Consider the following 12,865-nt stretch of genomic DNA (forward strand, 5'->3'; position numbering starts at 1 on the left):
ACCATTACATAGTCCCTTGGTCAGACTATATAATGAAGTCATGAATACCACCACTCGTTTTATTTTAAGTCAATGGTAGCGCCACGGTGGAGCTACCTGAGTAGTTACCGTTATCTTTCTTAATCTAAACCGGAATTAGAACAACAAACCCTAAAAGAACCTGAAATGAATACCCCGAATCAAACTAAACTGAATATTTTTTTCAAAACACTCGCCGCTGTGCTCACGCTTGCCTTTGCCAGTTCGCAGGGGCATGTAAGCGCACAGGAAGATGACCAAGTATATGAACTCTCTCCTTTCAGTGTGGAGAGTGTTCAAGATAGTTATTTGGCTACCTCAACGCTTGCGGGTACCCGCATCAAGACAGACCTTAGTGACATTGGAGCGTCGATTTCGATCTTCACAGACCAAGTTCTGGAGGATCTCTCCGCCACGGATGCCGGCTCTCTGCTCGTATATGCGGCAAACATAGAAGTTGCAGGGCCACTTGGAAACTATTCAAGCGCTACCGAGGCGTCTAGTAACTTTAATGCCAACGCTTCGCGCGTAAACCCTCAGGGAGCTCAGCGTGTCAGGGGCCTTGTAGAAGCCGAGCTCACTCGAAGTTACTTCAAAACCAATATCCCCTTCGATTCCTACAATACCTCAATGGTGACAATCAATCGCGGCCCGAACTCGGTTTTATTCGGTTTGGGATCTCCCGGAGGAGTTATCGAAAACACTCCCAACGCACCTGTTGTCGGGCTAGATTTCAACGAGGTTCGATTCCGGGTGTCGAATTTTGGATCCACCCGCGCAACAGTGGATGTAAATCGTTCATTTTTTAACAATCGCCTCTCACTGCGCGTGAATCTTCTGAACGAGAATGAGCGATTCCGACAAGAAGAAGCCTTCCAGGATGAGAGGCGAGTTTATCTGGCGTGGAATTGGTTGCTTAACGAGGGAACGAAAGATGGATTTATTGGATCTACTACGTTCCGGGGCAATTTCGAGTCAGGAGATACAGAAGGGACGCCACCCGATATAATTCCTCCCGCAGTCGGATACGCATACTGGTTCAACCCGATCGATCCCGCCGATTTCATTGGTAATTACGGCGGCGTCGATTCGGTGGCAGACCTACCCACCAGATTCCTAGCCCCGGCGGACGGCGGAAACTGGGGGCCAAAAGTAACGATGCATGGACTAGACAGTGTCGACGACGTGATCCCATCGGTAGTAGATACTCCACGGGGTATTTCCGGTTTTATTAACATCTACACCGTCTTCCCTGAACCCAACTCCCAATCACCTTCTTCGTATTTTGGGGCTCAGGCTTTCATGCCGCGCAATCGTTTTCCCGGTCCCATGCGCCGATACGATTTTAAGTCGACGACAAGTACCATATCAGGAATATCCGGTGCTCAAGAGGCCATAGGAGCACTACCCGGTTTTCGACAGCCCACCCTGCAAGACCGAGACACGTTCGATTTCGTCAATCATCTGTACAGCGGGAGAACGACTCGGGTAGAGACGGATTTCGATGTATCCGAATTCGTACTCGAGCAACAGCTTTTGGGCGGGCAGGCAGGCTTTGAAATGGCCTTCAATCGGCAAAGCTTCGATGTCTTTTCAAAAACGCCCTATGCGACTGGCGCCAGCCGAGTATTGAGAATCGACTTAAATGAATTTGTTCCAATACCAGCCGTCTGGCCCAATGATCCGGGTCCAGTTCCTTATGATTTGCTGCCAAACCCCAATATTGGAAGGCCTTTCCTTCAATCGAACATGTCCTCGAACGACAATAAATTGGAGACGGAGACGTTCAGGGCAACTGCTTTCTTTACTCATGATTTCATGGATAGCATTGGCGAAGACTGGGGAAAGTGGCTTGGCCGCCATACTCTAACTGGTTTGTTTCAAGATTACACCAGTGATACTAGAAACATGAACTATCGGCTCGATTCTGCGAGCGACGAAGTGGATGCCTTGGGCCCCGATATTTTAAATGGACGTTGGGGTGATGGCCGACCCCAGGGCCAACAAAGGGTCTATGTGGGTCCCTCTGCTCTCGCAGCGAGCGATCCCGGCGGAGTTAAGTTTTCGGCGCCTTTATCCGTCCCGGAAGATATTCCAAACGTACCCTTCGAATCCTTTTATTGGGATCATGGTGCCAAAGAGGTTAGAAGCGCGGCATTCTACAGACACCGTTTAGCAACTCAAAATTCTGCACTCAGGCGGTCGGAAATCAGTTCAGATGCCTTTCTGTTACAGAGCAACTGGCTCCAAGACCATGTTGTCACCATCTTTGCCATACGTAACGATGAGATCACGAATTTTGAGGCCGAATCAAACAGAGGATCCGACGGAACGCTCGATTTTGCAAAATTCATCTTGCCCGATGATGCCAATCTCAAAGAAAAGGGCGAAACCAAAACAACAAGCGTGGTGGTAAAGTATCCGGAGGCATGGCTCGGTGATCTCCCATTCGGCATGGACCTTCGGGTGCATTATTTCGATTCGGAGACCTTCCAGCCATTGGGCGGAATCAGTCGGGATTTTTGGGGTAATACCCTTGCTAATCCCAACGGTGTTAGCGAAGAGTATGGCTTTTCGGTCGATCTGCTTGATCGTAGACTTTCCATGCGTGTCAACTGGTATGAAACTTCCAGTAATGCCGCCCGCACAGGCCTCGCCGGAGGCGTGAACAACCTCAATAGATGGGTCGGATCCCAGGGTGATTGGTATACCTTTTTGTCCGACTGGGAAGCTTCCGGTGGCTTGTTGAGCGAAATAGACAATGCGACTGAAGCCGGATTTACGAGTTATGACCAGTTGTTTAACGCACTCTTCAATATCGTCCCGCAAGCCCAGCGAGACCTCTGGAATTTCTCCTTGGATCGCACGGTGGGCAGAACCAGTTCTGACAGCACACCGATCGAAGGTTTGACCACCACTTTTGACTTTGTCTCCGAGGGCATGGAGATTGAACTTGCGGGAGCGATAACCGACAATTGGAACGTCATGTTCAATATTGCCCAGCAGGAGACCATCAGAAGCAACACCGGACCAGGGGTACTGGAATTGGCTGAAACGATACGGTCCAATATCATCAGCGCTGGGTTGGACACGGTCCAGGACCTCCGCAGTGTCGGTGACACCAGCACCTATCTTAGTCGTTGGGATGACAATGTGATGTTTTTTATTCGGTCCGAGTTGGCCAAAGACGGCACAAAGGCATTGGAGCAACGGGAATGGCGTTGGAACCTGATTTCAACCTACCGTTTCAAAGAGGGATTCCTTAAGGGGGTAACTTTCGGGGGCGCCGGTCGCTGGCAAGACAAGTCCGCCATTGGCTACCCCGTTGTTCTCGATGAAAACGGAGACCGGGTTCAGGATATTTTCAATCCGTATTTTGGAGATACTGAGTTCAATGCGGACGTATGGGTTACGTACCAACGGCCGATCTTCGACAACAAGTTTGATTGGATTGTACAGTTGAATGTGAAAAACCTGATTGGAGGCGGCTCCAATGATTTCATTCCCATTGCGATCGACCCGCTAGGGAATGTGGATTCTATTAGATTGCCTTCGGAAAGACAAATATTTCTCACGAATACTTTCAGGTTCTAGTTAAACAAGCTTCATGAGTTAGTAAGCGCTCCCGGATTCTCCGGGGGAGCTTTTTCCAATCGTGTGTCTATTATTCTGATACATACAATTGGCTCTCCCGAAACTTCTACAAAATCAAAAACTAAATGAATATGTGTCGCATCTTGTCAGTCCTACTATGCTTCAACGGTCTTTTTTGTCTGATCCACGCGGCTGATTCCAGACCCAACATGGTGTTCGTTATCACCGATGACCAGCGCTGGGATTATGTGGGATATGCAGGGCATCCGGTCCTTAAGACTCCCCATATCGACCGAATCGGAAGGGAGGGGGTAACGTTCGACAACTTCTTTGTGACCACACCGCTGTGTTCGCCAAGTCGGGCGAGTTTCCTGACCGGCCTTTATCCTCACAAGCATCGGGTTATCAATAATGACAAGCTGGGTCTGGATGTGATTAGCCACACGCTGATGACCTTTCCACGTCAATTGCGTGAGGCCGGATATGAAACGGCATTCATTGGGAAATGGCACATGGGGCTCGAGGACTCAAGAAGGCCGGGTTTCGACACCTGGATCAGTTTTAAAGGCCAAGGCATCTATATTGATGGAGTCGTGAATGAAAATGGCAATCGGCGGCAACTGGATGGCTACATGACGGACTTTCTCAATGAGAAGGCGGTTGAATTCGTCAGGAAGCCTCATGGCAAACCGTTTTGCCTCTACCTCTCGCACAAGGCGGTACATAATCCCTTCCTGCCGGCTCCAAGAGATGATTCGCTTTATAGCGACTACGATTTTGCGCTGCCTGAAAAAGTAGAGTCTGATATTCAGGGGAAGCCGGTCCTGTTGCGGAAAGTGGAAAAATACAATCCGCTGGAACTGGAAGGCGTGGCTCCCGAACCTGGCGAACCGCGTCGCAACCGAGGGAGTGATCCTCAATCGGTCGTGCGCGACCAGCTGCGTAGCCTGGCCTCGGTAGATGAAGGCATCGGTCAACTCTTTGCCGCCCTTGAAGCGACGGGACAGCTCGACAACACCGTATTCATTTTTACCAGCGACAACGGATTCCTGATGGGGGAGCATGGCATGATAAACACTAAGCGGTGGGCCTACGAAGAGGCCCTTCGGGTGCCGTTGGTGGTCCGGTTTCCGAAGCTCATTAAGCCGGGAAGCCGGAACGACGCCTTAGTTGTCAATATTGACCTTGCCCCCACCTTGCTGGACCTGGCAGGCGTGGAATCCATCATCCCCATGCATGGCCAATCCTTTGTACCGCTTTTGAAAGATGCTCGCGCTCCCTGGCGAGATGCGTTTTTGGCCGAATATTTTCTGGAAAAAGTCGCGCCGCGCACGGCCCCCTGGCAGGCAGTCCGGACGCCCGAATGGAAGTACATTCACTACCTCGAAGCGGACGACCATGGCGATCCCAATGGCCTGGATGAACTCTATGACCTTGTTGCGGACCCGCGGGAATTGAACAATCTGGTGAATAATCCGGAACAGAAGACCCGGCTCAAAGAGATGAAGGCCCAACTGCAAGGCTTGTTGAATAAATTTAACTGAAAACCGGTGAATGTCTTTTGTTATGCATAAATACTTTTTCTTATGTTTGCTCATAGTGACGGGGGTGTATGGTGCGGGTCCGAACATCGTGCTGGTTATGACGGACGACCAGGGTTACGGAGATTTGTCGATCAACGGGAACCCTTGGATCGACACTCCGAACATGGACCGCCTCGCGAATGAGGGAGCGCGGTTCGAGAGATTTTTCGTGGAACAGGTCTGCGCTCCAACGCGCGCCGCGTTGTTATCCGGTCGCTATCCGACCCGCACCGGAGTGACAGGTGTAACACGCGGCTATGAATTCATGCGGGGCGAGGAAGTGACGATCGCCGAGCTCTTGCGGGAGGCCGGATATGCCACGGGATGTTTTGGCAAGTGGCACAACGGCGCCCACTGGCCGTACCACCCGAACGCGCAGGGCTTTGATGAATTCGTGGGTTTCTGCGGCGGGCATTGGAACGATTATTTTGATCCGATCCTGGAACGAAACGGTTCCTCTTTCCAGGCGCGTGGATTTATCGCGGATATTATTACCGATTACGCGATTGAGTTTATCGAGCGCGAGCACGAGGCGAATGAGAGCCCCTTCTTTTGTTATATTCCTTACAACACACCGCACACGCCGGCGAGTGTGCCATTGGACAAGTGGAGGCAGTGGGTAGATCGAACGGACGTGGAAGATCCCTTCGACCGGACGATGTATGCGCTGGTCGAAAATTTGGATGAGAATATGGGCCGTTTACTCGCGAAGCTGGAAGCGCTGGAAATCTTGGACGAGACTGTTTTTATCTTCCTGACGGACAACGGCCCGAATGGCTCGCGATTCAATGACGGAATGCTTGGTTGGAAAGCCAGTGTCCACGAAGGCGGCGTGCGCGTACCGCTTTTCGTACGTTGGCCGGAACGAATCCGGGCGGGCACGGTTATAAAACCGAATGTGGCGCATGTCGACTTGCTGCCGACGCTATGCCGGATCGCCGGCGTGGAGAACCTGGAAAGCAAGACGCTGCCGTTGGACGGGATGGATGTGACACCGCTTCTCTACGGACGGGATAATTTCCAAATGCCCGAACGGAATCTGTTTATTTGGCGCAATCCTGAGACATGGTCGATTAGAACTAGGCGCTATCGCGCGACGGAGACGACGTTGCACGATCTTATTGAGGACCCTGGTCAAAAGAATAATCTGGCCAGGACCCTGCCGGAAATCCATGGCGAGCTGATCGAGGCTTACCGGGATTGGGCGGCGGAAGCGACGGATGAGGAGCCAGTGCTTTTGCCGGTTCCGATTGGCTATAAGGAGTGGCCTACGGTGACATTGAAGGCGCATGAACTGGATATATATCCGGGAATGGGAAAAGGGATCGATTATTGTGGGAGGCAGGGATTTGCAAATCAGTGGATTGACCGCTGGTCGGATCCAAAAGCGTACGCGGCCCGGTCAATCAAGGTGGTTTCGAGTGGACGGTATCGGGTTCGACTTCGGTATGCCTGTCCCGAGGACGGAGTCGGTTCGGTGTTTCGCCTCAGCGCGGGAAGCGCGTCGTTAGACATTCGTGTTCAGGATCCCTGGGTGAGTGCACCTCATGCTGCGGCGGAACAGGTGATTGAAAATCAAGGCGCTTATTTGTCTCGGGAGTGGAAAGATCTGGATGCGGGCGAACTGGTGTTGGAGAAAGGAACTCACTCGCTGGAACTGAGGGTGGTGGAGAAGCCCGGAGTGGAGATGCCTGATATCAAGGCATTGATCTTCGAGCGACTGTGAACTTTCCGATCAGGCAAACAAGACCGACCTTGGAATGGTAGTCATCTGGTCCACTTAAAAAACAAATTGATATGAACGGTATCAAATCCAATTAACGAAGAATAAACACAATGAATCATAATAAAAAGCTGCTCCTATTCTTTTTAGGAACTATTTTATGCCATAATGTATTGGCTCAAAATAATTCTGAAAACAAGCGTCCAAATATTCTCCTGATAATCGTTGACGACCTGGGTTGGGCGGATCTGGGCTGTTTTGGTGCCGACTTGCACGAAACCCCCAATATTGATGCTTTCGCTGCCACAGGTCAAAAATTCACCAATGCTTATGCTGCCGCATCTATCTGCTCACCGACACGGGCATCCCTGCTTTCCGGCAAATCTCCTGCGAGACTCAATATGACCATCTGGCGGGAAGCCGCCATTAATTCCCAATTTAATAAAAAATTGATTCCTCCGGATGTATCTTCAAATCTGCCATTGGACGAAGTAACGATTGCGGAGGCATTGAAAGCGGAAGGCTACGTGACAGCCCACCTTGGTAAATGGCATGTCGGGGACGGAGAGCATTTCCCCGAAACGCAGGGCTTTGATATTAATGTGGGCGCAACGGTCTGGGGTTCTCCTCCCACTTTTTTTTACCCGTACCGGGGCGAAATTTATAATTCCCTGAGATTTGTTCCTGATCTTGAAAGAGATAAAAACGGAACGTACAATCTTGACAGAGAGGGGGAATATTTGGGCGACCGCCTGACAGATGAAGCCATCTCTATCATGGAAAGATTCAAAAACGAATCCTTTTTTATCAATCTGGCCTACTATACCGTGCATACCCCCATCGAAGCCAAAGCGGATATTGTAAAATATTATGAGAAAAAATTAAGGTCGGGAATGTCGCACCAAAACGCCATTTTTGCAGCTATGGTCCATAGTCTGGATGAAAATATAGGAAGGCTGATGAAGAAACTGGAGGAACTGGACCTGGCAGACAATACGGCAGTCGTATTTACTTCGGATAACGGCGGCTTTATCAATGAATGGGAGGGGAAGTCTGTCACAAGCAATTTTCCGCTTCGCTCCGGAAAAGGAGCTTTATATGAAGGAGGAATTCGCATACCGACTATCATCCGTTGGCCAGGCATGACTACTCCCAACACAACATCTGATTACCCGATCACTACTCAGGATTTTTACCCCACACTATTGGAAATGGTAAACCTTGAAGGTGATCCTGGGCAGGTTGCGGCATTTGATGGTATAAGCCTGGTGCCCGTTTTGAAAGATCCGCAGGCTGATTTTAAGCAACGGGAGCTTTATTGGCACTATCCACATTACTATCAGACCACCACGCCCGTGAGCGCTATCCGTCAGGGTGATTGGAAATTGCTGGAGTTTTTAGAGGATAATCATGTGGAATTATACAACCTAAAAGAAAATATAGGGGAAACGATTAATCTTGCAAAATCGAATCCGAAAAAAACGAAAGAGCTTCTACAATTGCTAACCGCTTGGCGAGAAAATGTGAACGCTCCTATGCCGCGGCCTAACCCCGAATACCCCAAAAATAGAAAATAATATAATGACTAGCGAAATTTGGATTAATAATTACTTGGATGCGGAAGTGCGACTTATACGGGCGCTTCCTATTGGCGAAATCGACGCCTTTATAGGCATTGTCGAAGATGCTCTTAACAAGGACAAGCAGCTGTTTTTATGTGGAAATGGCGGGAACGCGGCCAGCGCATCGCACTTGGCCTGCGATTTGGGAAAAGGCGCTTCGGATGCCCTGAATAAGCGTATCCGCGTGACCACATTAAACGACAATGCCGCTTGGCTCACCGCCTTAGGAAACGATTACGCCTATGAGGATGTATTTGTCAGGCAGTTGGAAAATTTCGCCCAGCCGGGAGATGTATTAATCAGCGGAAGCGTCAGCGGAAACTCACCGAACCTGGTGAAAGCGTTCGAGTGGGCCAAAGAGCAGGGACTGACCACCGTTTCCATTACCAGCTCCAAGCGCGGGCGGATGTCCGATTTGGCGACCCTGCCCATCGTGTTGCCCGATGAGCACTATGGCCGCGTGGAAGATATGCAGATGATGATCTACCACCTGATCGCTTTCTGGTGTATCGAAAAAGAAACTCTATAAACAATTATATTAATACAATGAATTATTCAACCAACCGTCGAGTGTTCCTTAAATCCTCCGCCGCTTTTCTGGGCAGTTGCGCTTTTGCCGCATGTAGTAATAAGAAATCCTCTAAGAATGTATCCGAAATGAAGCCACGTTTTAAAATATCTTTGGCTCAGTGGTCGCTGCACAGCGCCCTAAAGGCCGGAGAGTTGGACAACCTTGACTTCCCGCGCATAGCCCGGGAGAATTTCGGCTTCAATGCCATCGAATGGTCCAGTCAATTCGCCTTTGTCGAACACCCCAGGCTTGGAGATCAGCCAAAGGACAAGGCCTATTTGACCGAAGTCAAACGGATAACCGATGATCTCGGTCTTACCAGTCTCCTCATCATGTGCGACCATGTGGGGAACCTCGGAGATCCTGATAATACGCTGAGGAGTAATGCCGTTGAGGGACACTACGCCTGGGTAGAAGCCGCCAAGTTTCTCGGTTGCCATTCGATTCGGGTCAACGCGGCCTCCGATCCATCAATCAGTTCGGAAGAACAAAGGAAGCTTTGTATCGATGGTCTTGGCCGGGTTTGCACCTTTGCCCAGCCGCACGGACTCAATGTGATTGTCGAAAACCATGGTGGACTGTCTTCCAATGGAGCCTGGCTCGCTTCCGTAATCTCTGGCGTTGGCCTGGACAACTGCGGCACCTTGCCAGACTTTGGAAATTTCTATGTAGCGAGAAATCGAGGCAATTCTGAGCGATACGCTCTGGACAAAGAGCCCTACGAAAACGATTCGGTCTACCGGGAAGACGACATTGGCTTGGAGTATGACCGCTACCAGGGAGTGGCTGATCTGATGCCGTTCGCCAAAGGAGTCAGTGCCAAGTCGCATGATTTTGACGCGCAAGGGAACGAAGTAAATACGGATTACCGCCGCATATTGAAGATTGTGGCAGATTCCGGATACTCGGGATATATTGGAATCGAATACGAAGGAAGTAAAACGCCGGAAATGGAAGGAATTCGGCTCACCAAAACGCTGATTGAAAGGACCCTCGCGTCTTTGCATCAGTCGACTTAGCATTGGACGATCGAATGACATCGCCCTGGTATATCGGCGTGGACATCGGAGGCACCAAAATGGGCGTCTCGCGTTTCGACGTATGCACAGCTTCGGTCATCGAAGTCGAGCGATTCCCCACGGGAATTCAATGTGATCCAGTTGACCCGATCGATCGTGTCGTCGGGATTGCCCGCGCTTGGATCGAAAAAGCAGGAAGCCCTCCAGAAGCAGTCGGGGTTTCCGTTGGAGGAATGTATGATGTTCATTCGGGATGCATGCGGCATGCCCCGCATCTTCCCTTGTGGGATGGATTTCCGATCATTTCTTCCTTGAAGGAAGCATTCGGGGTACCGGTGTTTGGCGAAAATGACGCCAACGCGTGTGCATTGGCGGAGTGGCGTTTCGGTGCGGGTCGTGGTTGCGACGATCTCATCTTTCTGACTTTCGGAACGGGACTGGGCGCCGGTTTGATACTCGATGGAAAGCTCCATCGAGGAAAGACCGGTTTAGCCGGTGAAGTCGGAGCCATTCGTGTTTCAGAAACGGGACCACCGGTACGGGGAAAGCCAGGATGTCTTGAAGGATTCGCTTCGGGCGCGGGAATCGCTATGCTGGCAAAGGACAGGCAAAGAACGAATCCGAGTCCTCTTTTGCCGCAAGAACCCAGCGCAAAAGACATAGCCGAGGCAGCGCGTCAAGGAGACCCTCTTTCGTTGTCTGTGCTTGAAGAGTGCGGCCACAAGCTTGGCCAAGGATTGGCGATTCTTATTGATGTCCTGAATCCCGAAAGAATTATCCTGGGGTCGATTTTCGCTCGTTGCGAACCGCTACTACGCACTTCCATCGAAGAATCCATTTTGAAGGAAGCGATGGCTGAAACCTGCAAGGCTTGTACAATCGTTCCCGCAGAGCTCGGCGAATCCATTGGCGATTATGGCGCCGCCACGGTGGCTGCGCTCGGAGTCGAAAACAAATTAAAGAAATGACATGAAAACCAGAGAAGACCGAACTATCTGGACAGCCTCCAGGCTTATGGGCCGTCGACAAGCCATTAAGAGAACTGCCTTGCTCTCAGGAGGAATGGTCCTCCTCAAACATTCACTGCTTGGGCAGGCTTCCAGTCTATCCATTCCAACAAGCACCACGTTTGGCCCCAAGGAGGAAAGCCTATTGCAATTAGTCGTCGATACGCTGATTCCGGCGACGGATACTCCAGGAGCAAAAGCGTTGGCCGTTGATCGCTTTGTATTACTGATGGTGAACGACTGTCACAGTGAAGAAGAGCAGACCGCCTTTTACGCGGGCCTGCATAACTTGGACGCCTTTACCGAAAAACACGTTGGCCAATCTTTTACTATGTGCGACGCCGATACTCGAGTTGAGGCTCTCAATAGCTTGAGTAAAAGCCCTGACACCACTCCGGATTTACAGGCATTTTTCAAGATCACCAAGGACCGGACGATACAAGGGTATCTAGAATCCAAATACGTTATGACTGAGGCGCTTCCGCATAAAATGATACCGGATCCTTACGATGGCTATTATCCTGCAAGCAAACTGGGAGGGGAAATTTAATGGCTAACACGAATATAGACAGCGTTAAGCAACGAAGCTACGATGCCATTGTCATCGGTTCCGGAATCAGCGGTGGCTGGGCGGCCAAGGAGCTGACGGAGAAAGGGCTCAAGACCCTGGTTCTCGAACGGGGTCGCGACGTGAAGCACATCGTGGATTATCCGACCGCCAATAAAATGCCCTACGAGTTCGAACACCGCGGTGAAATCCCTCACGCCACACGCGAGGCCAATCCGATCCTCAGCCGAGCGGGCGCGTGGCAAGAGGATTCAGATCATTTTTTTGTTAAGGACAACGAGCATCCTTACGTTCAGAAAAAGCCATTTGACTGGATACGCGGATACCAGGTCGGCGGCCGGTCGCTTATTTGGGCCCGGCAAACGCAGCGCTGGAGCCAATACGATTTCGAAGGTCCTGCCAGGGATGGCTTTGCGGTCGACTGGCCTATTCGCTACGAGGACATCGCTCCCTGGTATAGCCATGTTGAATCGTTCGCCGGGATATCCGGAAACCAGGACGGACTCGCCGAATTGCCCGACGGGGAGTTCCTGCCTCCGAATCCACTCAATGCTGTGGAGGATCACTTCAAAGAAACACTGCAAGAGAAGTTCGAAGGGCGGCATCTAATCGCCTCTCGTTTCGCCAATTTGACAAAATCGACGCCAACGCAGCTCGCCCAAGGCCGCTCTCAATGTCTGAGCCGACGCCTCTGTAAGCGCGGCTGCCCATTTGGTGGCTACTTTAGCAGCAATTCTTCCACTCTGCCCTGGGCGGAGAAAACCGGAAATCTTACACTGCGGCCCCATTCGGTTGCGCATTCCGTTATCTACGATGAAAAGCATGAAAAAGCGACCGGGGTGCGGGTCATTGACAGCCAAACCAAGGAAGTCATCGAATACTACGCGAAGATCATTTTCGTCAATGCCTCCGCCCTGAACACCAATCTCATCCTAATGAATTCAATATCAAGCCGCTTCCCGAAGGGATTGGGCAATGACAATGAATTGATGGGAAAATTTGTAGCCTTTCATAACTACAATACAAAGGTTCGGGCGGAGTTTGAGGGACTAAGCGAGTTTGCCACTTTCGGCGACCGCCCGGGGTCTACTTACATCCCCCGATTCCGGAATATGTTCCGGCAGGAAACCGGGTTTCTGAGGGGGTATGCTACCGCCTTT

At 50.8% G+C, this 12,865-nt stretch carries 9 protein-coding genes; all 9 read left to right on the forward strand.

What is annotated here, in order from left to right; all coding sequences use genetic code 11:
- Positions 1 to 165 precede the first annotated feature (165 nt).
- Positions 166 to 3,612, forward strand: coding sequence for a hypothetical protein (locus O3C43_22115; GenBank protein ID MDA1069188.1), 3,447 nt, complete (start codon positions 166 to 168; stop codon positions 3,610 to 3,612).
- A gap of 209 nt (positions 3,613 to 3,821) precedes the next feature.
- The gene (locus O3C43_22120; GenBank protein MDA1069189.1) at positions 3,822 to 5,156 is read left to right on the forward strand and encodes a sulfatase; all 1,335 of its coding nucleotides are present in this window, start codon (positions 3,822 to 3,824) and stop codon (positions 5,154 to 5,156) included.
- 22 nt (positions 5,157 to 5,178) lie between these two features.
- Positions 5,179 to 6,921: an arylsulfatase gene (locus tag O3C43_22125; GenBank protein ID MDA1069190.1), complete on the forward strand. Its 1,743-nt coding sequence runs from the start codon at positions 5,179 to 5,181 to the stop codon at positions 6,919 to 6,921.
- A gap of 110 nt (positions 6,922 to 7,031) precedes the next feature.
- Positions 7,032 to 8,495, forward strand: coding sequence for a sulfatase (locus O3C43_22130; GenBank protein MDA1069191.1), 1,464 nt, complete (start codon positions 7,032 to 7,034; stop codon positions 8,493 to 8,495).
- Positions 8,496 to 8,499: 4 nt separating this feature from the next.
- Positions 8,500 to 9,069, forward strand: a complete 570-nt coding sequence (locus O3C43_22135; protein ID MDA1069192.1) for an SIS domain-containing protein — start codon at positions 8,500 to 8,502, stop codon at positions 9,067 to 9,069.
- Between the two features lie 128 nt (positions 9,070 to 9,197).
- Positions 9,198 to 10,130, forward strand: a complete 933-nt coding sequence (locus tag O3C43_22140; protein MDA1069193.1) for a sugar phosphate isomerase/epimerase — start codon at positions 9,198 to 9,200, stop codon at positions 10,128 to 10,130.
- Positions 10,131 to 10,144: 14 nt separating this feature from the next.
- On the forward strand, positions 10,145 to 11,098 hold the full coding sequence (locus O3C43_22145; GenBank protein ID MDA1069194.1) for an ROK family protein: 954 nt from the start codon (positions 10,145 to 10,147) through the stop codon (positions 11,096 to 11,098).
- Position 11,099: 1 nt separating this feature from the next.
- On the forward strand, positions 11,100 to 11,687 hold the full coding sequence (locus O3C43_22150) for a gluconate 2-dehydrogenase subunit 3 family protein (protein MDA1069195.1): 588 nt from the start codon (positions 11,100 to 11,102) through the stop codon (positions 11,685 to 11,687).
- On the forward strand, positions 11,687 to 12,865 hold a 1,179-nt coding region (locus O3C43_22155; GenBank protein ID MDA1069196.1), incomplete at its 3' end, for a GMC family oxidoreductase. The genes O3C43_22150 and O3C43_22155, both read left to right, overlap by 1 nt.

It is taken from the genome of Verrucomicrobiota bacterium, from assembly GCA_027622555.1.
In the GTDB taxonomy this organism is placed as follows: domain Bacteria; phylum Verrucomicrobiota; class Verrucomicrobiia; order Opitutales; family UBA2995; genus UBA2995.